Origin of the sequence: Erythrobacter donghaensis (assembly GCF_001557325.1) — a bacterium.
GTDB classification, from domain to species: domain Bacteria; phylum Pseudomonadota; class Alphaproteobacteria; order Sphingomonadales; family Sphingomonadaceae; genus Erythrobacter; species Erythrobacter donghaensis_B.
In genome coordinates, this window is sequence record NZ_LSJS01000077.1 from 1 (window position 1) to 24956 (window position 24956).

At 62.8% G+C, this 24956-nt stretch carries 26 protein-coding genes and 1 pseudogene; 7 read left to right on the top strand and 20 right to left on the bottom strand.

Annotation, left to right across the window (positions count from 1 at the left end; genetic code table 11):
* Window positions 1-38: 38 nt before the first annotated feature.
* The 4 genes from AX692_RS03755 to soxR all read left to right on the top strand — a co-directional run bounded on the left by AX692_RS03755 (window position 39) and on the right by soxR (window position 2787).
* Window positions 39-1046 carry a PIN domain-containing protein gene (locus tag AX692_RS03755; protein ID WP_155646254.1) on the top strand — a complete coding sequence of 336 codons (1008 nt, stop codon included), beginning with the start codon at window positions 39-41 and terminating at the stop codon, window positions 1044-1046.
* Window positions 1047-1424: 378 nt separating this feature from the next.
* Entirely contained in the window at window positions 1425-1700 is a 276-nt protein-coding gene (locus AX692_RS03760; protein WP_017184758.1) for an HU family DNA-binding protein, read from the top strand.
* A 149-nt stretch (window positions 1701-1849) separates the two neighbouring features.
* Complete coding sequence (locus AX692_RS19995; protein ID WP_017184759.1) at window positions 1850-2050, top strand: hypothetical protein; 201 nt, start codon at window positions 1850-1852, stop codon at window positions 2048-2050.
* A 167-nt stretch (window positions 2051-2217) separates the two neighbouring features.
* A complete protein-coding gene (soxR, locus tag AX692_RS18765; protein ID WP_081095122.1) occupies window positions 2218-2787 on the top strand; it encodes a redox-sensitive transcriptional activator SoxR in 570 nt (189 codons plus the stop codon).
* A 42-nt stretch (window positions 2788-2829) separates the two neighbouring features.
* Here soxR and AX692_RS03770 read toward each other — a convergent pair whose 3' ends face one another.
* Window positions 2830-4005 carry an AAA family ATPase gene (locus AX692_RS03770; protein ID WP_026002697.1) on the bottom strand — a complete coding sequence of 392 codons (1176 nt, stop codon included), beginning with the start codon at window positions 4003-4005 and terminating at the stop codon, window positions 2830-2832.
* A 115-nt stretch (window positions 4006-4120) separates the two neighbouring features.
* Between AX692_RS03770 and AX692_RS03775 the strand changes: the two genes are divergently transcribed.
* Window positions 4121-4330 carry a hypothetical protein gene (locus tag AX692_RS03775; RefSeq protein WP_017184762.1) on the top strand — a complete coding sequence of 70 codons (210 nt, stop codon included), beginning with the start codon at window positions 4121-4123 and terminating at the stop codon, window positions 4328-4330.
* Between the two features lie 3 nt (window positions 4331-4333).
* Here AX692_RS03775 and AX692_RS03780 read toward each other — a convergent pair whose 3' ends face one another.
* The 19 genes from AX692_RS03780 to AX692_RS03870 all read right to left on the bottom strand — a co-directional run bounded on the left by AX692_RS03780 (window position 4334) and on the right by AX692_RS03870 (window position 23722).
* Window positions 4334-7141 (bottom strand): conjugal transfer protein TraG N-terminal domain-containing protein, encoded by a 2808-nt coding sequence (locus AX692_RS03780; RefSeq protein WP_017184763.1) that lies wholly within the window; start codon window positions 7139-7141, stop codon window positions 4334-4336.
* Window positions 7142-7170: 29 nt separating this feature from the next.
* Window positions 7171-8571: a conjugal transfer protein TraH gene (locus AX692_RS03785; RefSeq protein WP_037515325.1), complete on the bottom strand. Its 1401-nt coding sequence runs from the start codon at window positions 8569-8571 to the stop codon at window positions 7171-7173.
* A 65-nt stretch (window positions 8572-8636) separates the two neighbouring features.
* Window positions 8637-9452 carry a conjugal transfer protein TraF gene (locus AX692_RS03790; RefSeq protein WP_026002698.1) on the bottom strand — a complete coding sequence of 272 codons (816 nt, stop codon included), beginning with the start codon at window positions 9450-9452 and terminating at the stop codon, window positions 8637-8639.
* Between the two features lie 271 nt (window positions 9453-9723).
* On the bottom strand, window positions 9724-11589 hold the full coding sequence (locus AX692_RS03795) for a conjugal transfer protein TraN (protein ID WP_017184766.1): 1866 nt from the start codon (window positions 11587-11589) through the stop codon (window positions 9724-9726).
* Window positions 11586-12332 (bottom strand): type-F conjugative transfer system pilin assembly protein TrbC, encoded by a 747-nt coding sequence (gene trbC, locus AX692_RS03800; RefSeq protein WP_017184767.1) that lies wholly within the window; start codon window positions 12330-12332, stop codon window positions 11586-11588. Before trbC ends, AX692_RS03795 begins: the two co-directional genes overlap by 4 nt.
* 11 nt (window positions 12333-12343) lie before the next feature.
* Window positions 12344-13363: a conjugal transfer pilus assembly protein TraU gene (gene traU / locus AX692_RS03805; protein ID WP_026002699.1), complete on the bottom strand. Its 1020-nt coding sequence runs from the start codon at window positions 13361-13363 to the stop codon at window positions 12344-12346.
* Window positions 13363-13632 carry a hypothetical protein gene (locus AX692_RS03810; RefSeq protein ID WP_017184770.1) on the bottom strand — a complete coding sequence of 90 codons (270 nt, stop codon included), beginning with the start codon at window positions 13630-13632 and terminating at the stop codon, window positions 13363-13365. The genes traU and AX692_RS03810 overlap by 1 nt, the downstream gene beginning before the upstream one ends.
* Entirely contained in the window at window positions 13632-14288 is a 657-nt protein-coding gene (gene traW / locus AX692_RS03815) for a type-F conjugative transfer system protein TraW (protein ID WP_017184771.1), read from the bottom strand. Before traW ends, AX692_RS03810 begins: the two co-directional genes overlap by 1 nt.
* Window positions 14285-14818 carry a S26 family signal peptidase gene (locus AX692_RS03820; RefSeq protein ID WP_017184772.1) on the bottom strand — a complete coding sequence of 178 codons (534 nt, stop codon included), beginning with the start codon at window positions 14816-14818 and terminating at the stop codon, window positions 14285-14287. The genes traW and AX692_RS03820 overlap by 4 nt, the downstream gene beginning before the upstream one ends.
* Window positions 14799-15488 carry a type-F conjugative transfer system protein TrbI gene (locus tag AX692_RS03825; RefSeq protein WP_026002700.1) on the bottom strand — a complete coding sequence of 230 codons (690 nt, stop codon included), beginning with the start codon at window positions 15486-15488 and terminating at the stop codon, window positions 14799-14801. Before AX692_RS03825 ends, AX692_RS03820 begins: the two co-directional genes overlap by 20 nt.
* Window positions 15481-15834 (bottom strand): hypothetical protein, encoded by a 354-nt coding sequence (locus AX692_RS03830; RefSeq protein ID WP_017184774.1) that lies wholly within the window; start codon window positions 15832-15834, stop codon window positions 15481-15483. Before AX692_RS03830 ends, AX692_RS03825 begins: the two co-directional genes overlap by 8 nt.
* 3 nt (window positions 15835-15837) lie before the next feature.
* Entirely contained in the window at window positions 15838-18423 is a 2586-nt protein-coding gene (gene traC, locus AX692_RS03835) for a type IV secretion system protein TraC (RefSeq protein ID WP_066210388.1), read from the bottom strand.
* Window position 18424: 1 nt separating this feature from the next.
* Window positions 18425-19435: a TraV family lipoprotein gene (locus tag AX692_RS03840; protein WP_017184776.1), complete on the bottom strand. Its 1011-nt coding sequence runs from the start codon at window positions 19433-19435 to the stop codon at window positions 18425-18427.
* Window positions 19432-20307 (bottom strand): DsbC family protein, encoded by an 876-nt coding sequence (locus AX692_RS03845; RefSeq protein WP_017184777.1) that lies wholly within the window; start codon window positions 20305-20307, stop codon window positions 19432-19434. Before AX692_RS03845 ends, AX692_RS03840 begins: the two co-directional genes overlap by 4 nt.
* Entirely contained in the window at window positions 20294-21631 is a 1338-nt protein-coding gene (locus AX692_RS03850) for a TraB/VirB10 family protein (RefSeq protein ID WP_017184778.1), read from the bottom strand. The genes AX692_RS03845 and AX692_RS03850 overlap by 14 nt, the downstream gene beginning before the upstream one ends.
* Before the next feature lie 4 nt (window positions 21632-21635).
* Complete coding sequence (locus AX692_RS03855) at window positions 21636-22472, bottom strand: type-F conjugative transfer system secretin TraK (RefSeq protein WP_017184779.1); 837 nt, start codon at window positions 22470-22472, stop codon at window positions 21636-21638.
* Window positions 22469-23050, bottom strand: a complete 582-nt coding sequence (locus tag AX692_RS03860; RefSeq protein ID WP_017184780.1) for a type IV conjugative transfer system protein TraE — start codon at window positions 23048-23050, stop codon at window positions 22469-22471. Before AX692_RS03860 ends, AX692_RS03855 begins: the two co-directional genes overlap by 4 nt.
* Window position 23051: 1 nt before the next feature.
* Window positions 23052-23342, bottom strand: a complete 291-nt coding sequence (gene traL / locus AX692_RS03865; RefSeq protein WP_017184781.1) for a type IV conjugative transfer system protein TraL — start codon at window positions 23340-23342, stop codon at window positions 23052-23054.
* A 59-nt stretch (window positions 23343-23401) separates the two neighbouring features.
* Window positions 23402-23722 (bottom strand): TrbC/VirB2 family protein, encoded by a 321-nt coding sequence (locus tag AX692_RS03870; protein ID WP_017184782.1) that lies wholly within the window; start codon window positions 23720-23722, stop codon window positions 23402-23404.
* A gap of 489 nt (window positions 23723-24211) precedes the next feature.
* On the opposite strand from AX692_RS03870, the gene AX692_RS03875 reads away from it, so the two are divergent.
* Both AX692_RS03875 and AX692_RS20435 read left to right on the top strand, forming a co-directional pair.
* Window positions 24212-24532: a hypothetical protein gene (locus tag AX692_RS03875; protein WP_230461512.1), complete on the top strand. Its 321-nt coding sequence runs from the start codon at window positions 24212-24214 to the stop codon at window positions 24530-24532.
* Window positions 24533-24683: 151 nt separating this feature from the next.
* Window positions 24684-24956, top strand: a pseudogene (locus AX692_RS20435) (hypothetical protein); the annotation flags it as partial.

Here is a 24956-nt window from a genome sequence, read left to right on the forward strand (position 1 = left end):
CCTTTTAGACGCCGATCACCCCGCTAACGGGGTCCTTTTTGCACGCCGATCCACAACCAGGCGGGCCTGAAATCGCCCGTGTCGTCGATCTTGTCGATGCCGGTCTGATAACGGTGTTGACCACCGATCTCACCATCACCGAGGTTGCCAAAAAGTACATCCAGAGTGATTTCGACGCGATCAAGGAGATCAGCCAGCCGCATTTCCGGAAGATTGTCGAGGGAGCGACCGGCGTTGCGCTTCCCGCGCTCAAGCGGCCGGAGCTTCGCGCAAAGCTGAAATCGATCTACGATGAGTCGACTACGCAGATGTTCGATGCGCTGGAGGCCAAGACGCTCCAGATCGACGAGGTGAAGCCGTCGGCAGTGTTCAGCGCCTATGCGGCAGGGGAAGGTTTCTTCTCAGGCGACGGCAAGAAGGACCAGTTCCCCGACGCCTTTGCCTTCGAGTGCCTCAAGAAGGAGGCGTCGAGAAATAGCCCGGTGATCATCGTTTCGAACGATGGCGACTTTGATGGCCCGGTCGGGTCTGCGAAGCATATTTCGCTGGTGAAGTCGTTGCCCGAACTGTTCGCGGCGCTTGGCCTCGAGATGGCCGCGCCGCAACTCGATCCCTTCCTGGAGACGCAGGAGGAACAGATCGTCGACCTCGTCAGTCAGGAACTTACGAATTGGGGACTGCACAGTAGCGACGTCATGGATGCGGAGATCGACGAGATCACCGTCAATTCGGTCGAAGTGAAAAAACTCACCGCCTTCAAACCAAGTGAGGCAGGTAAATCAATCCTTGTGGTCGGCACGATCGAGGTCGCAGCATTGGTGTCTTTCACTCATCCCAACTGGGATGAAGCGATGTATGATTCCGAGGACAAGGTGCTTATCCCGTTCGAGGATGAGAGCGGGGAGACCGAGATCGAGCTTACCATCGACGTCGCCATGTCGATCGCGGTCGACGAGGCAGGCAATCCCGAGGAGATTGAAGCCTTGCGGTTTCGCAACAGCGATTTTCAGTATGTGACGCTCTATCCACCCGACATGTACAAATAGGGTCCGTGGATGAGACGATTCGAGGTCGAGAAGCAGTTCTGCGACATGGTCAGCCGGATCACATCGTTCAGGTCGAGTCGGCGACTCTGTTTCGGGTAGAAAAAAGCCGCCCACAAGGAGGCGGCTTGATAGTTGGGAGAGGATGCCTGAAAGGCCCGTCTCTTGTGCATTGCATCATAGAATATTGCAACTGCGAAATTCGCAACTATGGACACGCCTGATACCGGCGTTTGCCACTAGGTGCCGGCAAAAACTATCGCTCATGGCCTGTCCGGCCAATAAGCCGGAATCCTTCAATAAGGTCGAGCATTGAGATAGCGCCGCACGCTCCTCGCCACTATTAGAGGAATCCCGAAAAATTGCAGAAGGAACAGCATGATGAACAATAGCGACCTTGCCGATCATCTCGCCGGTGCGACCGGGGCCACCAAGGCTGATGCCCGCAAGGCGGTCGATCTCGTCTTCGCCGCAATAGCTGACGCCGCCGCCAAAGGCGAAGAGGTGAGCCTCAACGGCTTCGGCAAGTTCAAGGTCAAGGACGTTCTCGCCCGCGAAGGCCGGAACCCGGCCACCGGCGAAACCATCAAGATCGCAGCGTCGAAAAAACTCTCCTTCAGCGTGGCGAAGGCCGTCAAGGACCGGCTCAACAGCTAAAGCGGGCTTGACGCCTCGATACCAAGAGATCGAGGCGTCCCCCTTCCCCGCAAGAGGCTTCCCGCAAGACCGCCACTCGCGGCTTTAATGATCGAACGACGCGATAATCTCCGGGAAGAACATTGCAACGGCCTGTATCGGCGAACGGCGTGACCTGCCTGGACCTGCTGACACGACAGATCGCCATCCATGTTCCAGCATTGCAGGATTGGTCGTTCGTAGCGGTCGATGTCGAGCTGGCGGTACATGACATTGCCCCTCGCGAGCAAGGTACGCAAATTCTCGCGGCTATCGTAGGGATTGTCCCGCACGCAGAGCAAGTGCTGAATTCGGGCACGTCGATACCGTAAAGCCGGGAGTGACCAAACGCCTCGCACCGGATTATAGTCGCCGTCGTAGATGTAGGGGCGGATGCACGGCACGGGCTTGGTCTGCGCGGTCGAGAAATGACCACATCCTGAGTCCTGAAGTAGTTTGCCGGTGCTCTAGCACCGACATTTGGTAACGAGTCTTTGCAATGACTGTTGACAAAACACGTCCTCTATCTGTTGGCGCCATCGCGCAACGTAGCGGAGTCGCGGTTTCGACGATCCATTTCTACGAGGCGAAAGGCCTCATCAAGGGCGAGCGCACAGCCGGCAATCAAAGGCGGTATCCTCGATCCGTATTGAGACGGATCGCCATTATCAGAACCGCCCAATATGTCGGGCTTTCGCTCTCCGAACTAAAGGATTTTCTTGACCGGATTCCAGAGGGGCCGGTTACGTCAACGGATTGGCGTCGGCTCAGTGCCGAGTGGAGTACGCTATTGAACGAGCGGATAGCTAGTCTCATGAGGCTGCGTGACCGCCTCGAAACCTGCATTGGATGCGGCTGTATGTCCCTCACCGACTGCCCCTTGCGAAACCCCGAAGACAGGTTGGGCGCAGTTGGGTCAGGCCCTCAGCTCCTCTTGGTGAATTTCGCTCGTGAACCTCGTGATGATGAAGATAGCCCCGTTCATTTTCGCACCAAACGTCGCTCCTTGGCGGCGGTCAAATCCACTCTTGACGTTAACCAAGACACAAAAGGGAACGATGACTCATAGCTTGGTGCCCTTCCCCGGTCGTTCGGGGCGGTGCTTCAAAAATCATCCTTCCGGCATCACTCTTCGCATGAATGCATCGAACAGGGGCACGGTGAACGCTGTATCTCCATGCGCGGGACTATAGAGCATTCCTTTCGCGATCAGGCTGTTTCGCGTCGGCGCCACGCTTGAAACCTTCACGTGCAAGGCATCGGCAACATCTCCCGACCTGTGCGGTCCAGTGCCCAAAGTGGCCATGGCGCGCAGATAGCGCTTCTCGGCAGGGGTCAGACGATCGAACCGAACGCGGAAAAAGCTGGCGTCAAGTTCCGCGAGCGCGCTACGCGTTGCCGCCGCAACATCGTCTTGGGTGATCGGCGACGCCTCAGCTGCATCCCAGCTATGCTTTCCCCACTCCTGGAGGAAATAAGGGTAACCTTGGGTCTGCTCGCAGATCGCGTCCAACGCCGCATCATCGACAGCTTCGCCTTCCCGCTCGATTGGAAGCCGAATGGCATCGCGCGCGGCGTGATCATCGAGCGGTCCGACGGAGACGAACTCGAAAAGTCGCTCCGCATAGGACTTGGCCCGGCCCATCTGCCCAACGAGTTGCGGCAAGCCAGCGGCGATCATTGTAATGGGAAGCTGCTTCTGGCTGGCCCGGTGGAGCGCACTGATCAATGCGGCCAATTGCTCTTCAGGCACATATTGGAGCTCGTCGATGACGAGTACCACAGCTGACCCCTTCTCTCGCGCCGCCTCGCCGATTGCAACCAACAGATCGGCGAGATCAGCTTCAAGGTCGCCGCTGTCGGCCAGGCCCGGCTCGACGTCGAAATCGAGTCCCACTTCGAGATCGTCATATTTGACCTTGAGCTTTGCGAACCCGGCCAGCGCGCGAAGCGCGCGCTTAACGCCGTCCGAAGCTTGCTTCATGCGATCGAGCCTCAGCAGCGTCGCCCGAAGGGCAGGCACGAGGATGCCGGGGAGCGAACGGTTCTCGGGAGCCTCGATGGCGACGATAGCCATGCCCTCCCCCTCGGCTGCGTCACGCATCGTCGTGAGCAGAACGGTCTTGCCTACACCGCGCAGTCCATAGAGGACGCTCGGGCGTGCCGCGCGCCCCGCGCGGATTCGGTCGAGCGCGACCGCGTTGCGTTCAAGCAACGCATCTCGCCCCGCCAACTCTGGAGGGCGAGTGCCGGCGCCAGGCGCGAAGGGGTTACGACGAGCATCCATAGCGAGGTTATGGTGGTTTATCGTTTTTTTGTAAACTTGATAATCTCGCTATAAGTCGCGTCTCAAGGGTTGCAGAAAAGCGCCCCAACCGCTATTCTCCGTCACAGGAGAAAGCATGCGCTTCCCAAAATTCGACCTCGACACATATAATCGAACGAAGGATTTGTCCGGCGGTCCCATCTACGCGATTGTCGAGGAAGAGATTCCTGAGATCGAAATGATCACCGACGAAAACGGGAACCCCACTCGTGGCGGTCTAATAGGCTACGCCCTCGCCTACGTTTGCATGGCCGGCCTCGTGGGAGCGATGTTCTACATCCTCTAAGCTCTATTCGCGAAGCTTGGGGTCTTGGAAGAATCCGCGATCGTGGTCGCGGTTCACCTCCTGCTCAAGATCAGCGGCCCCTTGAACCCGCTGCCCTCGCATCGTCTGCGCCGCAGCGCGGTCGCCCCCCAGCTCTGCCTTGCCGGCCTCGATGATCGCAGCGGCGCCGACATCCCCGCCGCCGCCAGGACCGGCGGGCAGCCGCCCAGGACCATGCGGCCGGTAGGAGGCCCTGACATCCGCCTCGTTCCCCACGCTCGGCCGATTGACATCGACCAGGTCCGGATCGTGGAGGCGCCCCGCAATCTCCGCCCGGATGCCATCCTGCTTGTCATGCATCCAGCGCGTGATCATCTCCTGGCGCACAAGCCGCTGCTGGTCTGTGAGATCGGTTGCCCAAAGCTCGGGCGCGTCAAGCCCCGGATTTTCGACCTGTTGGCGGCGATACCATTGCGCAAGATCCTGGCTCAGATTCTCGCTGAGCTGCATGCCATGCGTCTCGGCATAGCTGGCGTCGCGTGACAGCTGCTGGGAAAGCTCCTCAAGGCGCCGGGCCGTCTCAGAGTACGACTTTGCCAGCGCCAGAGAATCCTCCGTACTCGCCGACGCCGATGATGTGGCGGATGCCCGGCTGAAGCTACCGCTGCGCGAATAGGTCCCATCGGACATCGAGGCGCCGCTTCCGCTCGAATGTTCGTCACGCACGCCACTCGAGGATGTGTTGGCGCTGTCGCTGCCGCGGGTTTCGTCAGTCGCATGCCTTAGCGCATCTGTCTGAGACCCTGATTTCGATACGCTGCCGCCAATGCCGGGAAGGCGGCCCAAAATTCCTCCGCGACCGCCCGACCCTCCAGCCGTCTGCCGTCCCGTTCCTGCGGACACCACCCCGGAGATCTGGTCGCTCGTCTGCGCCTGACGATCATGGCCCTGAGATATTCGCTGACCTTGAGAGATCGTATCCCGTTCCTCCAGACCCTGCGTGCTGCTCCCGGTCCGCCGGTCGAATTGATCGACGGACGTGTTCGCCTGCCGGCCGCTGCTCGAATCCCAGCCGGACGACCGCTCGGTCGAGGTGCCGAATGCACTGCGGTTGGCATGCGTAGCGGTCAGGACCTCGGCCGCGGCATTCTCATAAGCCTGCGACTGTCGGTGCGCCTCGCTCGCCATCTCCCGCCATTCCGCGACCGACCCGGTCGTCATGGTAGGGGTGAAGCCGAGGCGCGAAATGGCCCCCGACGTGTCGAAGACGTCCTGACCATTGCCAAAGCCGTTGATCATCGCGCCATTATCCTGGCGCCAGCCCATGCTCGGGGCGCCGCTCATATAGCTCGGCGCCGTGGTCCACTGATCGGCCTGCCGCATATTCGAAGTCGAGTTCGCCCAGCTCACATTGCCATAGGAGTAGTTTCCGGTGGTCTGCTCGAGCGCGGCGGCCTCCGCCGCGTTCTGCGCCGGCGCCAGCATCGACATGGACTGGCCAGCAATCGACATCGCGCCGCGAGCAAGACCGGCCGCGAGGAAAGGCACGCTCATCAGCATGAAGCCGGCGATCGTCGCCGTCTCGCCGTTGACCGCGCCGATGCCGGCATAACTTCCAAGCGTCACGCCTCCCCCGGCCACGCCGTTCGCCGCGGATTCCGCCCTTGTCATGCAGATCATGTGGAGGATGACATAGAGCGGGCCCCAGGCAGCCAGGTAGAAGAAGCCCATGGCATAGCCCTTGAGCGTGCCAACCCCCGTCTGGGGCATGAGGAACAGCGGGAAGATGACTGGGAACATCGCGAAGAAGACGACGGTCAGGACGATGTTGAGGATCGGCACCCAGGCCATCGCCTGCTGGGCAATCGAATTATAGGTGTTGCGCGCCTGGATGTCGGCGCGCGTCTGGGCGAAGGTGTCTATCGCGGCCGCGCCTGCCCCACCAGCCATGCTGTTGCGTGCTTGCATGAAGGCGTTGATCGCTGTGTTCTGCCGCATCGTTTCGGTGAAATTGCTCCCCGATCCGGTGAACGCCGTGTTCGCGATCGGCACGTCATGCTTGAGCTTGTCGGCGGCCAGGGCGTTGCTGAGCCTGGGATAGACCTCCTTACCCCAGATCGGAGCATTGGCCTCGATCATCGGCGCCCATTGCGCGTCGAGCGCCTGGTAGGCCTGGCGGCAGGTGATGATGAAGTTCTGAACGGTGCCGTCGCCCTGGCGCTCCAGCCATTCCTGCGAGCGCGCTTCCGAGCCCGGCCCGATCGCGGCCCACAGGTCGGGCGCCTTGGCGAGGTTCGTGAGCGACTTCTGATAGAGCATCACGTCGCCGAACACGCAGTTCTTGAAATGGTTTTCGAGGTTGGTCGAGAACTCCGCGTCGCGAACAACGAAATTGCGGGTCGCGTCGAACAGGCGCGCGCCATAGACCATGCCATTGCTCGAATAATTGAGCTCGCTGGGCATGACGAACACCGTCTCGGCCGTCCGCGTCAGCCAATCCCCGACCTGCGTCGTAAAGCTCGCCAGCACACCCAGGCCCATCGGCACATTGTCGATAGTCGATGGCGCGAGGCTCGGGTTGATCCGGTCGGTCACCTTGATGCTCACCGTGGGCACCATCAGGCAAAGATAGATCGCCGTCGCCTGGAGGAACCAGTTCATCCACGCCTTGTAGTTAAGCGTGAAGGCGACAACGAGCAGCGAGTAGATGAGGCCCATCACCATCACGACCCGCAGGAGCGAGCGGTAGCCCCCTCCCCCTGACCAGGCAGCGACGGCGTTGAACACGTTTACGAGATACTCGCCGCCCCCGACCGTGAAGACCTCCAGCATCGACGCGCTCCCGCTTCAGTTCAGCCGCACTAATTCAGACCTTGGGCGTTCAGCCCGCGCGAGAAGTTGAGCGCGGACGCCATCCCCGGCGTCATCGAGTTCTGCAGGGTAGACTCCAGCATGATGCTGCGGTTGATGATCTGCATCGTCACCTGCAGTTTGTTGTTGAGACGGACATCCCGCTGGCTGAACTTGGCGCGCGTGGCCGCGATCTGTTGCTTCCACTGCGTCGCGGTCTCCTGGTCGAAGGTCTGGTAGTGAACCTTCGCCTGCTCGACCCGGTCCAGCATATTGTCGAGCATGGCAGAGAGCAGGTCGACGGCCACAATCTCGGACAGCGTCTGGATCTCGCCGTCGGTCAGCGCATAGTGGGCATAGGCCTGCACGGCGAGGATCTTGTAGATCGGCACGGTCGCGAGGTTGAGGAGCTGCTTTTCGGCGGCGTTGAGCGGCGTGTCCGACCGGATCTTGTCGCTCATCGACTTGATCATCGTGGCGATCCGCGGGCGCAGCGCCGACGATGCCGGGACCGACAGGGTCTGTTCGCCGACATCGTAGCAATTCTCGTCGTTGCACTTCAGCATCTTGACCGGCGGCGCGTCCGCCGTGCCGTCGAGCAGCGCAGTGACGACGGCGTCTTCCGCCGGACCGAACATCACCACCTTGCCGCCAACGCTCGGGTCCGTCGACGGCGTCGTCACGACCGTACCAACGAGCGTCATGATATATTCGGAGAAGGACTGGTCGAACGCCCCGAACTTGGCGGACTTCTTCAGCGCCTCCCAGGTATAGTTGTGCGGTTCGCCGACCAGCTGGTCCTTCATCGACGCATCGGTGTTCCCGGCGATTGTCGAATCCCGCCGATTGCCGTTGTTGCAGCCCTGACGCGAGGCGGCCCAGTCGGAAAAGACGCCCTGGCTGTTGCCGACCGCCTCGCAAATGGTCGCCCGGGTCGAATCCATCTGGGGCCAGATTCCGCCGACCAGCGCCTGAGCGGTCTCGCAGCTGGAGATGTTCATCTGGTTGAGGAGCTGCGCCTTCTGGCTGAACTCGTCCATGACCTTACCGATCTCGGGCGAGACGGAATCGATGGCCAGCTTGAAGGCGAACCCAAGCGCGTTGTTGGCCGTCGCCTTCAGCATCGCCACGATCTCGGACGCATTGATGAAGGAGAAGCTTCCAGAAAACAGGTCGATGCCGCCGCAGCCCGCACGGGCGCTCGGAAGCTGAAGATTGAACGGCTGCACGCTCTTCTGCGGGAAACGCGTCCAGACATTGCCGAGAGAGTAATAGCCGGCCGACTGACCCTGATAGGCCGAGGGGCCGGTCACGTTGGCAGCGCCGCCCGCGTCGGAGAAGAAGTTGTTCATCTCGGACGCGACGTCGGCGCGCGCGACCCCGACGATGGAAAAATTGAGCGCGGCCATCATGGCCATCGAGCCGGCGGCCGAGCGGAAGAAGCGGCGGGCGCGCCCTTTGCGATGATCCTGTCCCATCAGTAATCGCTCCCCACTTTCGTGTTCGTGAGCGTGAAGATGCGATCCATGATCTCATCGGCGCTCAGGATGCCGTATCCAACCGGAATGGTCCGTTTGGTCACCGTGTCGAAGAGGACCAGCGCCGGTGTCTCATTGCCCGGCACGCCCATGCGCGCCCGCTGCCCGGAATCGACGACATGTTCCGGAAAATCGCGGCTCGGCCCCCCGTCCATCGATACGGCCATGACCGCCATCCGGTGGCTGTCGGTCACCGAGCGAAGGATCGGGGCGAACAGCTCACAGGCGCCGCAGCTCTGCGCGAAGAAGTAGAACAGCCCGTAGCGCTGCCCCAGGTTGGTCAGGACCGCGTCGCGATCGGCCTTTCGATTGTCGAGCCAGGCACGCTTGCCGACCGTCGAGACGGGCCTTTGCAACGTGTAGTCGATGTCGGGGTTCTGCCAGAGCGCGCGCTGCCACACGTCGGAGAAAGTCGAGGCGCGGTCGAGCTGCTCGCGCTGGAAGCGGACGTAGGCGATGACGTTCTCTTCGGTCGGCTCCAGGATCGCCTTGGCCTTCAATTCGTCGAGCTGCTTCGTGATCGCCGCCATCCGGTCGACCGCGCTCGGCGGCGGCGACGGTTGCGCCTCGCGCGGCAAGGGTCTGGGCTTGTCGCAATAGAACCATTGTCCGAGCTTCCGCTCGCCGCAGTAGAAAGCATCCGGCCGGTTCTGCTCGATCGTGTCGCGTGACGGCGGCGCATCCTGCGCCAACAGGGGAGCAGCAGTCCCAATCGACAGGGCGAGCAGCATCGAGAGTTTAGCGACGGGGGACATCACGCTTCGTCCTTTCATCGGCTGAGGCGGTTTGCGCGGAAGGGAGTGCGAGCGGTGGGTTGGGTGTCAGACTGTCCCAGGCTGCGGGGTGGACGCAGCAATCGGCCACGGTCGCGGGAGAGCCACCGCAACGATGGTGGGGCGTTGGGGCCGACGGTTGCAGCGCCAGGGATGCCAGGACGAGGGGCAGCTCGAGAACAGGGATAGGCATGGTCACTTTCCTTGGGTTTGCGCTGCGGCCCCTGCGGCAAGGAGATCGGATCGGCCCATCTCACTTGCCGTGGAGGTCGTAGTAGTTCTGAATTTTCTGCTGGATTTCGGTCATGGTCTGGACTTCGTCCGGCAGCTTGGCCGCATCCATGAAGTCCGCATAAACCTCGGTGAAATCCATTACCGACAGGTCGAGCCGCGAGAACTCGTCGATCGTGAAGCCAATGCACTGTTCCTTTTTCGGCGCCCCCCACGGCTTGCCGAGCTGCACACGGCCCTGCTCCTGGAGGATGCGGGAGAGCTTGCTCTCGAAGCAGCAATAAGCGGTGCGCCGCGTGCTGCAGATGCCGAGGAAACTCGACGAGCAATAGGTGCCGAGATTATGGCACAGGCCCATCCGGTCCTTGATGTCGAGCCTCATCTCGTCCTGTGAACATGCGAAAAGGACCAGGAAGGGGGTCGCGAGCGCGGCGATCGCCGCGGGACCGCCCGCCAGCGCAGCCGCGCCAGCGCCGACCGTCAACAAACCCGACGTCTTGCCCGCACAGCAGTTGATAAGGCCGAACACCGGCTTGTGGCAGGTCTCGCGCGTGCCGCTGAAGACCCGGAGATCGGCTTCGTTGAACTCCTTGCCCGCCTGGTCGATCGCATGCAGCGCAACGAGCGCGTCCTTGAACTCGGTCGACGCTTCGCGAACGATCGGCTCGCAGTCGCCGTTGATGCAATAGACGTCGTCGCCGCAGATATATTGCGGCGCATCGCTCGTGCCTCCGGAAGGCGTCGGGCACCTGTAGACGCGGTTCTCGACTTTGCAGGGCCCGCCATCAGGCTCCTCGTCAAGGCATTCTGTGCGCAGATAGGTGCAGCTCCCGTTCGCCTCGAGATCACCGCAGTCATTGGCTGTTGAGATCCGGTGGCATTGATAGGTCCGCTGCCAGGCCCAGCAGGGCTGGGTGACAGGAACGCCGTCGACGATCCGGGTGACCGGGTCGCTCGACGTGCACACTTCGGTCTCGAGCGTGCAGTTCGGGTCGCCGGCATTGGCGGCGCATAGCCCCTCGTTGCGCGTGATGACCGGCACGGCCGGTTCTTCCTGCTTCGTGAGCCAGTAATTGCCGGTCGAGAGCACATAGCCCGGATGATACTCGCCCGGCGTGATCCCCTGGGCCTCGGCGGTGCATTTGACCTCGACGGCGGTGTGGCCAAGGCTTTTGCAGGTCGGCGCCGCAGTATATCCATAGGCGCTCATATTGTCGCAATAGTCGATCGGGCGGCTTTCCCAGCAGATGCCGGTGGCGATCTCGTCGTCAAAAGCCGCGCGGGCGGGATAGGGCCCGCCATCTGTCGGCAGGAAGCTCAACCGACCCGTGTAATAGGTGTAGATCGTCCGCTTCTCGGTGTGAACGTCAAGGCTGACGTTGCAGGTCCGGGCTTCCGTGGTGACCTTGCTGCCGGCGTTGCAACTCGCCTCATAATAGCCCGCGCTCCCCGGCGCGGCGGGCAGCGGCACGCATGTGCCCTTGGTGCCGCCCATTTCCTCGCCAGCGAGATAGGTCGAGGGATCGTTTTCGACCGATGTCGCGCGCGCCGTGGTCGCGAGGATCTCGGAATTGCTGAACGTGGCCCGGCTGTGATCGGCATCGGTGGTGATGCGATATTGCTCGTTGGACGACTTGGCCGCCTGGGCGTCGGACTCAAGCTTACCGGGATCGTCGAAATAGGATCCTTCGGGCAAGCTCGTGCCGGAATAGCCGGGGACCGCGGCGGCTTGCGCATCGCTGGACGGCACCAGCGTGGAATCGTTGCGCTTCTCCGTACCCAGCGCCTTCCCCTCCTGGCGCGCCTCGTCGAGCGTCATCTGGGCAAGCGCGGGCGAACTCGCCATAACGACGCCGAAGAGCGCAGCCAGGACGAGATACGCCCTCATGGATGGGCCTTGCGCATGTTGGCGAGGCCAACCGCTGCGACCCGTGCGCCCGGGCCATTACCGTCCGCGAACTGCTCGAGCGCATATTCGACCGAGACGTTGCCGACGAGCCGATCATAGGGCGGCAGCTTGGTCTGGCAGGAGAAGCCGGCGCAAAGATCGAAGTCCGACGAGACACTGACGTATGTCGGCACTGCCTGGACATCGAAAGCGCGGAACAGCCGCGGATCGATGCCGACATTGGCGAAATCGTCCTGCCGGTCGATGATCTTGCCAAGGCTCGTGGCGAACTCCTTCATCGAATTGTTGGGGAAGCCGCGGAACACGACCACCCCGCCGGCCCTGGCCGTGTCGCCGATCAGCTTCTGCAGCGACTGCGGTGGCATCGACAGGCTCGCGAAGACGATGAACTGGGGCGCCTCGCCCTTCCCTGCCGTCGCGTTCGACGCGGCACCGGCCACGATCTCGTCGAAATCGACGGGGCCTGCCGGTCCCTTGGGCAGATCGCTCTTGGCGACCCGCTGCATGTTCTCCATGCCAGCGTCGCGAACGGTCTGCGCGTCCTCGCGGAAGGCGTCGCCCCTATCCTTCACATGGTTGACGAAAGCCTCGGCATCCGCCTGTAGGTCCGCCGAACGCTGCTTGATCGCCTGGACGTCGATCCCGTCGACGGTCTGCGCGAGCAAGGCCGTCACGCTCGCCAAGCCAAGGATCGCTGCGAAGCCCCAGAGGTATTTGCGCATTGGACGGCCCCCTACAGCACGCAGCAATTGCGTTTGCGCCAGACGAGGTAGCCCATGTCCTCGCCGGCGGCGGGATAGGCGCGACCTGCGTCAGGCGGCATGGTGGATGCCCCGATCGTGGAGCAGGCGAAGCGGCCGCTCACGGTGGGGATCGGATTGACCATCTGGAAGCGGTATTGCTGCTTGCGCATGATCGGCATGAGGTACTTCTTGCAGAGCCCGGCCGAGCCCATCGTCCCCCAGGCAAGAGCTTCGCGGTGCATCTTGTAGGCGAAGCGCGACAGTGCGAGCCGCGAGGACTGAACATGGCCGATCGAGGACGGCACGTTGCCGTTGAGCGGATACATGCTGCCCTGGCACCCCGCACACCAGAACAGCGGATCGAGCGGCAGGTGGACGGTCCCGGCGATGCAGTCGCCGGCGCAGGCGACCTGGGCGATCGGGTTAGCGAAGACGACGGCTTCCGGATTGATCAGCGCCGTCAGACTATCGTCCTGCCAGAGCGGATCGACCTCGGTCATATAGGCGATGTCGAAGCTCGCCTGCTCGAAGCAGACGAAGTCGGTCAGGATCTCCATCCAGTAGAGCAGCGGATAGACGTACCAGTGCACGTGCCATTTGGCCGTGCTCTGCGAGCGGCCGCCCACCATCGAGGGGCCGGCCAGATAGCCCTGGCCGATGTCGAACCCCGGCGCGATGCGCACACCCCCGAGATTAGGAAAGCACCAGGGCTTCATTGTGACGTCCGCGAGCCGCACCGGCTCCCAGAAGCCGACCGAGATGCCGATCCTGGGAAGCGGGCTGCCACAAAAGCAGATCGGGGAAGCGGGATTGCTCGTATCCGGCCGGCCGCTCGGCCAGATCTTGAGGCCGCCGACCGAGAGTGGGAACAGGCAAGACCAACACACGTCGGTGATCGGATTGACGAACTTCCCGTGACAGGTCGGCCCTGCCGCCTGTGCGCTCGGCGCCAGAAAGAAGGCTGCCAGCGCCATGACGAGAAGCCGCAGAGCTGATCGAAAGCCGCGCATCACTGATCCTCCCCGGCAGGTTCGAGAAAGGCGGTGTCCGCGCGATGCTTGCGCGCGAGGTAAAGCGCCGTGGTCAACAGCGTGGCCGCCAGCAGCGACGCGATCGCACAGGGCGCCGCCTGACCGCTGATCCGCATCAACGGCTGCAAGCCCGCGACACTGGCGGCCAGTAGCAGGCAAAGAACCTGCCAGATCCGGCGCAGCCGCCGAAGATCGCGAGTCTCGGGTGCCGCCATCGGCGTTCGGAGCATGTCGAGCCACAGCGGCATCAGCCCGGGCTCCCGGACTTCAACACCACCTCGGAGACGCGCATCACCTTGCCAGCCTGGGTGACCACGGCTGGCGTATGCTCGATGCCGAAGCGGGAAGTGAGCTTGCCTTGCTGATCGAAGTAGAAACGCCGCTTCTTCGCGGTCATCTGCTCGACCGGCGATCCACGCACGAAGATTATCTTCGCCTTGAGGTCCGTGTAGCGCGTCGTGGCCCAAGCGAGCTGCTCGCTATCGTCACCGTCGATGAAGACAAGGTCCTGACGGATCGAGACGAAGTCGAGCGGGTTGATCCGCTGTCCCGCTGGGGCGATCAGGTTGCCCTTCTGGTCGCGGATGTCGCGTTCCATCGTGACCGACGGATCGAAGTCCCAGCTCCGGGCGGTCCGGGCCGGGGTGACCCCCGTGACGGGATCGGGTCGACGAACTTTCGCCTCGACGCGCTTGGCGAACATCTCGTTGGTCCGGGCGAGCTCGCCGCTTGCCTCTGCGCGGCGCAGGCGGTTTTCAATGGTGGAGAGCAGATCGGGCTCGATGACCGGGAACGCCTGCGCGGCCTGGCCATAGTCCTTGGCCTCCGACCGCATCGGCCCAACGACGATCAACCCGCCGACCGTTGCGGCGATGGCCAGCCCGCCTGAGATGAGCACCCTCATAGGATCGGCTCCCCGGTTCCTATGACCTGGCGCGCGCATACGAAGCCGATTTCGGCATAGCGGCTGTCGAAGCCATCCTTGTGCGGCGTAGCCGCGAAATAGCATCCCTGCGGCACCGGGCCGGTTGCGCCCGGCGTCAGGCGTTCACCAAAGCGTGTGAGCGGTTTCATCTGCGCGACGAGGTGGCCGTTCACCGCAACCTGGCGGCCAACGTGGCTGATCGTGTCGCCCGGCATGCCGTAGACGATCTTGCCGAACATCCGCGGCTTCGCGCCGAAGTGGCGACGCAGGAGCGTGCTTGGCGGCGGGTCGAAGAAAACATAGTCTCCGCGCGCCGGCAGCTTGTGGCGCTGGATGAGGAAGGCCCAGTTCGGAAGCGAACCCGTCGTGTTGATCAGCAGCAGATGATCGTCGCGCCATGCGCTGATCGCGCTGAGCAGAACGCTGCCCGCGATGAACAGGCCGAACAACAGCCATAGCCGCGTGCGTGGCCGCCAGCTTGGGCGCGCCTCACTGGCCGCCGATGCCATCGGAGCCTCCGAAGGTCGAAACTTGCGCAGCTGGCGGAGCATATTGCGGAACCGGCTGCTGCTGCCCTGAAGACACCATTCCTGGCGCCGCCATGCCCTGTGCGGCCATCATGGGATCGATCGGAGGAGCAGCCCCGGGCATCTGGCCCGGCATCTGAGCCGGGGCTGCAAGTTGGGGTCTCGCGGCCGCCATCGCCTGGGCATTCATCTGCTGCAGCTCCTCGGCCGAAGCTTGGCGCGGCCGCGGGACGCCCGAGGCGTAGACCGATTGTCTGAGGCTGTCGGTTATATCGGGCACGTTCTTCGTGAGCACGGCTTCGCCGACGAGCACGATCTGGCCGCCAGCACTGCGCCGCTGCAGTTCCTTGTCGAGCGACGCCATGAAGCCCCGCATCTCGGCCTCGACCTGCGCCGGAGGCGATGTCGAGCGCGCCTGCGCCTGCACATATTCCCCGACGATCGAGGAGAGCCGCGCCGAGACGATATGATCCTGCTTGGGCGTCACCAGTGTCTTGGTGACCCACATGCCCCAGACCACAGTGGCCAGAAGGATCAGCCCGGCGAGGATCTGCATACGGCTGAAGCCAGCGAAGAATGTTCGTCTGGGCTTCGCTGGCGCTGCTGGCGATACCGGTGGCGCGGGAAGGTCGAGTTCGGGTTGCTCAGCCATGGCGGGGGTCTCCCTGCGATCGGGCCGAAGGCAGGATCCTGCCTCTCCGCAGGACCATGAGCCCCACGGAAAGGATGAGATGTGCGACGGCGAAGATGGTCTTGAACGATGCGACCCGATCCGGGGTCGCGATGACGTAGCGGGTGCTGAGGTTGTTGAGCTGGTTCATCAGGCCATCGAGCGAGAAGCCGCCAAGGGCGAGAAAAAACAGCGCGAACAGGCCCCAGGTCATGAGCAGCGTTGATGCGAGGAAGCCGCCGAAATACAGGGTGAAATGAAGCATCGCGCGCGCGTCGATCGACGGCGGCGCGGATGGCTGTACCCTCGGCTCTGTGCTGCTGGCCATGGCTCACTCCGCCGCTTGCGCGAGCTCGGGATCCTCGTGAGAGGCCCATTTTTCCGGGTTGTCCGGGAAGGCGATCCGCTCGATCGCCTCATCCATGGTGAGGCCCTGCGTGACGAGATCCTCAATGGCGGCGTAGACGGCCGGACTGGAGGAATAGACCGTGGACGAGAAGGGATCGAGCACCAGGCGGCCGACCGCCAACGTCTCTGGCCCCTTGATCAGAATGTCGGAATATTCGCGGCCGTTGATCTTCAGCGAGCGCAGCAGCGCGTCGGTATAGTCGTCCATCTCGAAACGATCATGCTTCTTGAAGTCGGCGATGGTCTCCGGCTTCTGCTGGAGAATGACGAACCAGTCGCTGTTCTCAAGGGCGGCGATCGAACCCGCAGACTTGTAATAGTCGTTGAGCGACTGGGTCGCGGTGATGAGCGACGCATAATATTTACGGCAGGTACGCGCAAAGGCCTCGATGAACTCGGCCATCGCCCCGCCGCGCATCATCTGCCACGCTTCATCCAGGAATAGCGCCTTGGGGATCGAACGGTCGACCTTACGCATCATTTGCTGTGACATGAACAAGATCGCGGCCAGCACTACGCTGCGCAGTTCCTCACGTGACGAAAGATCGGAGAGTTCGAAAACGGTGAGCTGGGCCGACAACTCGAAGGACACTTCGCCCTGGAAGAAGCGGCCATAAGTGCCGGCGGAGGAGAATGGCCGCATAGCTATGCCAAGATCGGTGGCCTGCTGGTTGCCGGTCGCATCCAGGGCGGTGATGATATCATCGATCGAACCAGCCCGCCCCTTCTCCGCCCAGACCGTGTTGACTGCGCCGTCGATCAGGCCGCGCTCGGTATCGTTGAGCCGATCCATGTGGCGCGACATCTGGTTCACGATGGCCTTGAGCATTGCCATGCAGTCGAGGAGATAGTCCTCATCGGTCGCCGCGAGTTCCTCGTCGATCATGCTGAACGGGTTGAGACAAAAGCCCGAAGCCATCGTGAACTCGACGAAAGCGCCGCCCTGGAGCTTGGCGGAATGCTCGAACGAGCGTCCGTCGTCGATGACGACAACGCGGGCGCCGGCGCCACAGAATGACGCGCACAGCTCCTGCAGCGTCACCGATTTGCCGGAGCCCGACTTGCCGAAGACAGCGACATTGTGGTTGCCGGCCGCATTCTCGAACGGGCTCCAGAAGAAGGGCTGACCACGTCTGCCGATCAGCATCAGATGGGGCACCTGGCTCCCGAGGAACTCGCCCTGAATGGGGGCGAGATTAGCGGCGGTCGTGGTCAGCAATGTGCGCATCCGCTTCATGCGCTCGAGATCGCGCGCGAGACCGTTGGCCATCGTCATCGGCATCGCGCAGAGCAGACCCATGATCTGCAGGTAGCGATCGTCGAGAAGATCCCAGCCCGCTGCCCGGTACACGGATTTGAGTACCCGTTCGTTCGCGTCCCCCCGGCCCTTCGGGGAGAAGGCGGTGACACTGAAGAAGACGCGCACGAGCTTGCGGCCCTGGCGCAGCTCGTCGTTCACATAGCGCCATTCCTGGCTCTGATCGCGCAGCTGCGGCAGGAAGCGCGACGATTTTGAATCGGCCAGGCTCGTTGTGCGCATGAACTTGAAGCTGGCCTTGTTGCTCGCGGCCATCGGATCGGGGAATTCGACACAGAGATTGGTCGCGACCGGGCACGGCATGCGCAGCTTGTCGGTAAACATGTCGCCGATCAGCCGGGCGACGTCCCATGGCGCCCAGCGTGCCGGCAGGTTGCGCACCGAGAACGAGCGGACGTCGAAGACGTCCGGCAGAATTTCACCGATCTCCGGCGCTTCGTCGATGGTCTTGCCGGTGGGCCGGAATCGCTCGGTGCGAAGCAGCATCCGGTCAGACTCGATATGCAATTCGACGTCCCGGCGGATTGCCTGGTCCGCGATCGGATCGAGCGGATTATAGCTGACCACGTCCTCGCCGGCAGCAGTAGTCGGCGAGGTAATGTCGTCGATCCAGGCAATGAGTGCCTGCGGATCCATCGTCCTGGCCGACACATTGATCGAGGCAAGCGCCGAGATGATGCCGTCCATGACGGCGACGATCTCCTCTGCCGTCACGCTCGAGCTCTCGGGCGTCGAATAGGAGATCGCCACGCGGTGATTGCGAAGCGAAAAGGGCGCGTCGGCCGAAAGCGACTTCCAGACCCCGTCGGTCAGGAAGTCGACCCGGTGCTTGGCCATGCGCTCATAGACGCCGCGCGCGGAATAGCGCGGGAGATACCATTTGGAGAGGCGCTCGCCGATCCGCGGACTCATCCATTGGTGGAACTGCAGACAGCCGGGGGCAGGAATCGCCTCCGAGAGAAACTGGGTCAGGATCTCGCCCGTGCGTTCGTCCGCGCCGACGAGCGGCGCTGCTTCGATCACGAAGCTGCGCGATGCGCTGTTGTAGAATATCCCGGTCTTGGGATCATAGCTGCGATAGGGCAGCCAATGCGCCAGCATCGGCACGCCAAACTCCGGCCGCTCGGCGTCGGGCCGCTTGGCGTCGCCCAGGATCCCGGACAGCAGGCTCTCGAAGAAGCTCCCCGCCATCTCACTTGTCCTCCGGCACGGCAGCAGGGAAGTTCGCGGCCTTCACCGTCGCGCCGATCGCCGCCGGCGCGGCTGCCGCTCCGGTCTGCGCAACGCCGGCATCCCGGGCATCCTTAGCCGCGCCATTGGCGACCTCCTGATAGTGGGGATCGGCCTTCACGCGCGCGACCGCCGCCGCGCCGGTCGCGCTCATAGGCTGCGGAGCGGGTGCCGAGGCCGCCTTGGCTTCGGGACTGCCGCTCGCCGGTGCATCAGAGGGGGGATGAGGCACCGTCGAAGCGGCAGCCGGCGGAGTATGGCTCAAAGCCGCCGCCGTTCCCGAACCGGATGTCGCTGGCGCCCTGGGAGCGAGACGCGCCCTGACATCCGCTTTGATCGCACTGACCGGATCGGGGGCCGGATCAGGCTTGCGCGCCCGGGCAGCCGCAACGGCCGCCGGGTCCGGTCCGTTCGGATCGCTGTCGGCGAAGCCTGTCAGCGGCGGATCGATGCGGTCGACCGCATCACCAAGCGATTCCTGGATGTCTGGTGCCACCGCCGACGCCCGCGCCGGCATGGACGCCTGCATCAGAGCCTGCTGCCGCCATTCCCCGCTCGCGACGACCGCATGGACCGCACTGGCCTCGTGGAGCCGGCCACGCTCGTCGATATAGGGCTGAAAGACGATCCGCAGCACCTTCTCTTGGCTGCGTCCGGCATCGGTCGAGGCAAGGCGCGCGGATTGGCCCATCGCCACGCGATTGGTTTTCCCGCGCATCGGCTGCCGCATATTGCCGGTGGGCAGAGCATCGCCGTCCGAAGGGTCCGCCGAGATGAGCGCAAGCGCCCTGTCGTCGATCGTCGAACTCGGCGCGCAGATGCCGTCGGGCGCCGCGCAGGAAAAGCTGCCGCGCACATTGCCGCCGAAACTGGCGCAGCCATTGAGCGCCAGGAGACTGGTCAACCCGAGCACACCCGGCAGCCACAGACGACGGCGGCCGCCGCCATGCCCAACCAAGGACCGCCGGATCACGACTGGCCTCCCTTGAGCCAATTCTCGAGGAAGGCGCGCGGCCGGTAGCCCTCGATCACCGCACCGTCGCCGCGCACGATGACCGGCGTGCCGCTGAGACCATGGCGGTGGGCGAAGGCCTCGTTCGCATCGAGCCCCGAGGTGTTGCAGGAAGGTCCTGCCTTGATTTCCTCTCCGGCATAGGCTGCATGCAGCGCGGCCTCCCGGTTCCTGGCGCAGTAGACGCGGTCGGCGACATCGCGGCTTCCGAGCACCGAGATCGGCCGTTCGACGACCCGCACGTTCATGTCCTTCAGGACACTGGTGAGCGCCCGGCAATAGCCACAGCGGAAATCGGTGAAGACCGTGATCGTCTGGCCCGAAGGATTGCCCCAGACGATCGCACCGTCTCGGGGCAGCTCGGCGAGCGAGAGCTTCTGCGGCGTCGCAGGGCGGACTGGCTTCTCCACCCGGCCCGGCGTTGCCGCAGCGAGCTGTGAAGTATCGTCTTCGCCGCCCGCATTTGCCGCCGCATTGGCCTTCGCGGCTGCGCCGACGAGCATGTCGGGGTTCATCTCGAGCAGACGGGCGGCCGTGATGTCCTGCCGGGTCTGCATGTCATAGACGCGGCCGATGACGAGGAAACGCGCGCCCGTATCGACGTAGAACAGGTTGGCGCCCGCGGTAATCTCGCAAAGGCCGCTGATCTTGCCGCAATCGATAGCGGTGACCGGTGTCTTGGGCAGCCGCGTCTTTAGGAGCAACCGGACCCGGTCTTCCGGGCTGTTCGTGTCGGCCGCGAGCGCGATGCCGGCGACGCTCAGCCCGAGGAGCGTGGTGAGGACGAGGCGCGACGGGCGGCCCAGCGCGCGCAGACGATCAATTGCGAACATAGACACCCTCCAGGAAGACAATCTCAACATCGATGCCGGTCGGCATCTCAATCACGGGCTGGTATTGCTCGGCGCGTTCGATCAGATATTTGGAGACCATGTCGCCAGTCTGGGCGACGCCCTCGCCGAAACCGCCCTCGAGGATGTCGCCCGTCGAGAGCTTCTGGCGCTGGCCGTTGGTCGTGATGTTGGTGCCCTGGAAGACCGAGTTGGCATTCGCCGAGAAGCCACGGCCGAAGCCGCCAGCAAGGCCCGCCAGGAAGGCCTGGGTCACGAGCGAGCCTTCGCGGGACACCACCCGGCCACGCACGCCCGTCTTACCCCCGAAGGCGATGAAGCCCTTGACCTCGGAGACCGCGTAGCGGCCGCCGGGCTGCGGGCAGGTCATCTTCTGAAGCTTGACGTAGACCTTCTCGCTCGAGAGGTCGCCGCGCGCCGCGCCGTTGATGAGGCAGCCCTCTATCTTGGTCGTGAGCAGGCGGCCGTTCTGGTAGACCGAGCGCGCCGGACCCGTCACACGCAGCACGACGGGCAAGGGATCGCTCTGGCTGTTGACCCCCGCGCTCGCATCCACGCCCACGATCACCTTCGCACGCGCGAAGCTGTTGGGCGGCAGATAGTTGACGCTGTCGGTATAGACCGTGTTGCCCTTGGCAATGCGGGAGGCGTTGCCGCTATCCGTCGTCGTGAAGTTGACGAGCTTCACTTCCGCGGCCGAAGCGATCGGAGCCGCCGCTTGCGTTCCGCCCTGCGCGCCCGGTCGCTGATAGGCCTGCGGACCATAGGGCCCGTACATTGCGGCCGGGCCGGGCGCCGGTGCTGCGGCAGTCCGGCGATCAGCGACCTGCCGGCGAAGTTGCTCGTTTTCGGCCTGGTAGGCGGACAGGACCCGCTGGCCATCGGCCTGCATCGCCTGATTCTGGCCCTTCAGCGCCTCGACCTGCGCGGTCAGCGCCTCGAGCCGGCTATTCTGCCCGTCGATCGACTTGAGTTGGTTTTCTGTCGACTGAAAGCGGTTCTCCGAAAGCGCCATCCATTCCTGCTGGGAGAGGTTGCGGTTGACGAGATCCTTGGTGGAGACGTCGACCTCGCTGACGCCGTCGTCGGTCTCCTTCGATTTGTCGCCGTCGCCGCCGAAGATCCAGAAGGACGAAAGGACCAGGCCCACGCCCGCGACGCCGGCGAGGAGCAGACGCTGGCGGCGGCGGACTGCGTCATTGGCACCGAGATCGCCCGACAGCGGGGAAACTCCCTCTTCGGTGCCGCCCTCGCTGCCGCCGTCGAGAGGACGGCGACTGCGCTTCAGGAAATCGGAAAGAGCCATATCCTCACCTTCCCGTAGGAGTATTTTGGCCAGCCAAGGGGCTCGGACCATTTTGCGAGACGAGGTAGGCCGTGGTGACCTTGCCCGGTGCGAGCTTGGTGTCGGCGATCGAGACGGCGAGCGCGCTCGAAGGAGCGACCATGCTTGTGGTAAGCTCGACGCTCTGGTCACCCTTGTTCTCGATCCGAAGCACCCGGCCGGTCAGCTCGGAACCCCGATATTCGGCGATCATCTGGACCTTGAGAGTGCCAACATAGACGGGGCGCAGGGTGCGCTGGCGCATCTCGTAGCCATCGGCGACGGCATTCGAATACATGGCCTGGACAAGCTCGACGGCGGCATCCTGGGGTCCCAGCTGATTGGCGGGACCATTCTCGGCCGCCTTTTCGTTGGCGATCGCAGGGTTCGAAACAAAGACCTGGGCGGCCTGGTCCCCGCTGATCCGGCACACGAACTTGTAGACGTAGCCGCGCTTGCTGGTCGCGAAGAAGGAAAGCGCGGGTCGGCCAAACCCGTCTGGCACAGACAGGTAGATGTCACCGCGGACCGGCTCGTTGACGACCGAGAAGTCGTCCTGCGGATTGCCGGTCGAGATCTTCGACACGCTCGCGAACTCGTCCTCGACGAGGCTGATGCGGGTCAGATCCTTGGCCGACGCGGTGCAATCAACCTGCGCGCTGTCGCTCGCCATGATCGTCTGATCGGCGAAGGCCGGCTCGGCGATGAGGAAGACCGCCAGGGCGACGAGGCTTGCGCCGATGAAGCGGCTCGCGTGGCAAGTCACGCGCGAGAGGAAGGCAGTGCCGAGCGCGGCACTCCCGATAGCATAGACCGGCATCATGATGAGCTCCCCTGTTGGTCTTTCGCGGAGCCGGTCTTCACCATCCCGAAGCCCACCAGCTTCAGCGACAGGCCGGAATATTCCCAGTCGTAGCGGAAGGTGCGGTTCTCGCTGGAGATGACCTTGTTGCCGACGATCGTGTGCAGTTCGCCGGTCACCTCCGAGCGGAGGTTCCTGGTGTCGATCTCCATCTTCTGGATGGTGAAGAACTGCGAGATCGAGGAGCCGCGCTGCTCGCTGACGATCTTGAGCAGGTCGGCCTTGATCTTGCCCTGCGTGCGCGGGCTCGCAATGTCGAGCACCGCATTCATCCAGTATTCGAGGTTCTGCGGGCTGCGATCGAGCGTCAGCACGACCGTGTCGCGCGTGATCATCTCCAGATATTCGCGGCTGACGCCGGCAGAGCTGACCGTCAGCGGAGAACGCAGCACTGGTTGCAGCACCACCTCGCGGTCGCGCGACAGGCTGACCGTGCAGAGCAGCAGGGTGATCACGGCGAGCGCCACCGCGGCGACGGCCAGAATGTTGCGCTGGCGCAGGATCCGCTGGCTGTTCGTATGGCTGTAGGAAAGTTCCATATCACCCCGCCATCAGTCGAAGATATGAGGGTGGCGTGGCTCTCAGGCCGGTGAAGCCGGCCGGAAGATGCCAATAGGCCAGGTGAAGCAGCCAGGACGTCGCCCGGCCTGCCTTAGCTTTTCTGAGACCCCACCAGCCCGCCCCCGAAAGAAGCATGCCGATAAGGATGTGCTGAGACAGGATCCCCCAGACGAATGGGATAACCATCGCCAGGAACTCATCCAGCGTCCACAGCCCGATCAGCTCGGGATCGTCGAGATGAGTTGGAATGACGTACTTGTCTGCGGCCATTGCACCACCCCCTCCTGGACCTGGGCGGAGCTGCTACTCCGCACAGGCCTGGGATCGGTTCAGATCGTCGCGGTCACGGTGGACGTGACGATCGGCACGCCGGTTCCGGCACCGACGCCGACGCCGACCGGGATCGCGATCTGCCCCATCGAGAAGCGACCCGAAGCGAGGGCGACCACGCCGCCGGCGAGGCTGAGCACCGTGATGATCTTGCCGCCGGATCCCTCGAGGAAGTCGGTGAACTTAGTGAGCGCGGTGTTGAACGTCGTGTCGGCGCCGGCGAAGGCGGGACCGGCGAAGAAGAGAAAAGCGAACAGGAGTACGGCGAGGGCGAGGATCGCCAGCTCCGCGTGTCCGCTCTTTTGGAGGACAGACTGCATGTGGATTTCCTTCGATTGGAGACGCGACGGAACCGCGCCCAAACAAAGCTGGCCAATCACATCGCCGCACCGCAACGACGTATGGGATCAGCCCCCTCCCGAATCGGGAAAATTTTCGATCATGTTCGATGTCGGTGATGAAAATGGGGCACCGTGTCCCGGTGATCAGGGCATCCTGCCCCGTCATATGGGGCAAATTGGCCGGGTTGACGGGGCGTTATGCCCTGCAATTGCGGACAGGCTTCATTCGCGGTAGATTCGCGGCGCAAGACTCGTCAGATATTAACCATTGCCTGTTCATAATCCCGGCAAGGCAACCGACCATCGATCGGGCTCTAATGGATGAGGGCAGTTCAGGACGTGGGCACTATGGGCGCTGACTCACGAGACTTTACACTGGATATCTCCGAACGCTTCTTTCATCTCACGACTGAGAGCCTTCGCCTTCATTCTAATAGTACTAAGTGCTATCAGACGCTCGAAAATCTCGTGAACAGCCGCGTTCCAGGAATAGAAAAGATAGATGATGAGGATGCGGAGAACCTAAAGCGCCATCTGGTGGCTGTCCCTACAGGCGGAAGCATTCAGATCCATTTAGAGATTACGGAGACGAGTGCCAAAAATCTTGAGAGAATAAAAGAATTGCTCGAAACAAGACTCGAAACCAACATTTCTGTTGGGGACGCTCTTTCTGCCCTTTTATTCAACTATATAGTCGAGCAGCGGGCAGCTCGCGTGATTTCCAAGCTCCAGTTGGACGAGTTCGATCAACCTCGCGAGACCGGCCCATTCAAGGGGTCCCGGCACTAACAAGCGCGGTCACCAATGCGTTAGCCTTTCGGTTCGGACAAATCTGGTCGAAACCACGCTTGCATTGGCTTTTCTGCTATGATTGTCTTCCCCATCCGAACGGCATTGGGGGATCGATATGACATCTCTTGCCAAGTTAGGGGCGTAAGTTGTGGAGCTCGCCCAAGGCGACGAGCTGCAGAGGGACTATGTGCCTCTGATCCTGCGGGCGATGGCTTGCAAGAAAGCAACTCAACGCAAACTCGCCCACCTGACCGGTATCAGCAAATCGAGGCTGGGCGTTTTGCTGCACAGCAAGCCCGAAAAACGCGTCACCATGACGCTTCCTGAATTTGAAACAATATTGCACGCGCTCGGCATGAATCTAGTGTGTCAATCGGCGTGCAAACGGGACCCCCTATCGGCGCGCAAAAGGGACCCCCTT

Bases quoted from the DNA above. Each gene is read 5' to 3' on its own strand.
- traW (WP_017184771.1), bottom strand. From the start codon at position 14,288: ATGAGGGTGCTCATCTCAGGCGGGCTGGCCATCGCCGCAACGGTCGGC.
- AX692_RS03850 (WP_017184778.1), bottom strand. From the start codon at position 21,631: ATGGCTCTTTCCGATTTCCTGAAGCGCAGTCGCCGTCCTCTCGACGGC.
- soxR (WP_081095122.1), top strand. From the start codon at position 2,218: ATGACTGTTGACAAAACACGTCCTCTATCTGTTGGCGCCATCGCGCAA.
- traL (WP_017184781.1), bottom strand. From the start codon at position 23,342: ATGGCCGCAGACAAGTACGTCATTCCAACTCATCTCGACGATCCCGAG.
- AX692_RS03790 (WP_026002698.1), bottom strand. From the start codon at position 9,452: ATGTCCCCCGTCGCTAAACTCTCGATGCTGCTCGCCCTGTCGATTGGG.
- AX692_RS03870 (WP_017184782.1), bottom strand. From the start codon at position 23,722: ATGCAGTCTGTCCTCCAAAAGAGCGGACACGCGGAGCTGGCGATCCTC.
- AX692_RS03825 (WP_026002700.1), bottom strand. From the start codon at position 15,488: ATGGCTGAGCAACCCGAACTCGACCTTCCCGCGCCACCGGTATCGCCA.
- AX692_RS03795 (WP_017184766.1), bottom strand. From the start codon at position 11,589: ATGAGGGCGTATCTCGTCCTGGCTGCGCTCTTCGGCGTCGTTATGGCG.
- AX692_RS03770 (WP_026002697.1), bottom strand. From the start codon at position 4,005: ATGGATGCTCGTCGTAACCCCTTCGCGCCTGGCGCCGGCACTCGCCCT.
- AX692_RS03760 (WP_017184758.1), top strand. From the start codon at position 1,425: ATGAACAATAGCGACCTTGCCGATCATCTCGCCGGTGCGACCGGGGCC.
- AX692_RS03820 (WP_017184772.1), bottom strand. From the start codon at position 14,818: ATGGCATCGGCGGCCAGTGAGGCGCGCCCAAGCTGGCGGCCACGCACG.
- traC (WP_066210388.1), bottom strand. From the start codon at position 18,423: ATGGCGGGGAGCTTCTTCGAGAGCCTGCTGTCCGGGATCCTGGGCGAC.
- AX692_RS03785 (WP_037515325.1), bottom strand. From the start codon at position 8,571: ATGATGGCCGCGCTCAATTTTTCCATCGTCGGGGTCGCGCGCGCCGAC.
- AX692_RS03810 (WP_017184770.1), bottom strand. From the start codon at position 13,632: ATGCCGCTGTGGCTCGACATGCTCCGAACGCCGATGGCGGCACCCGAG.
- AX692_RS03775 (WP_017184762.1), top strand. From the start codon at position 4,121: ATGCGCTTCCCAAAATTCGACCTCGACACATATAATCGAACGAAGGAT.
- AX692_RS03780 (WP_017184763.1), bottom strand. From the start codon at position 7,141: ATGCTGGAGGTCTTCACGGTCGGGGGCGGCGAGTATCTCGTAAACGTG.
- AX692_RS03845 (WP_017184777.1), bottom strand. From the start codon at position 20,307: ATGTTCGCAATTGATCGTCTGCGCGCGCTGGGCCGCCCGTCGCGCCTC.
- AX692_RS03855 (WP_017184779.1), bottom strand. From the start codon at position 22,472: ATGATGCCGGTCTATGCTATCGGGAGTGCCGCGCTCGGCACTGCCTTC.
- trbC (WP_017184767.1), bottom strand. From the start codon at position 12,332: ATGCGCAAATACCTCTGGGGCTTCGCAGCGATCCTTGGCTTGGCGAGC.
- AX692_RS03830 (WP_017184774.1), bottom strand. From the start codon at position 15,834: ATGGCCAGCAGCACAGAGCCGAGGGTACAGCCATCCGCGCCGCCGTCG.
- AX692_RS03860 (WP_017184780.1), bottom strand. From the start codon at position 23,050: ATGGAACTTTCCTACAGCCATACGAACAGCCAGCGGATCCTGCGCCAG.
- traU (WP_026002699.1), bottom strand. From the start codon at position 13,363: ATGCGCGGCTTTCGATCAGCTCTGCGGCTTCTCGTCATGGCGCTGGCA.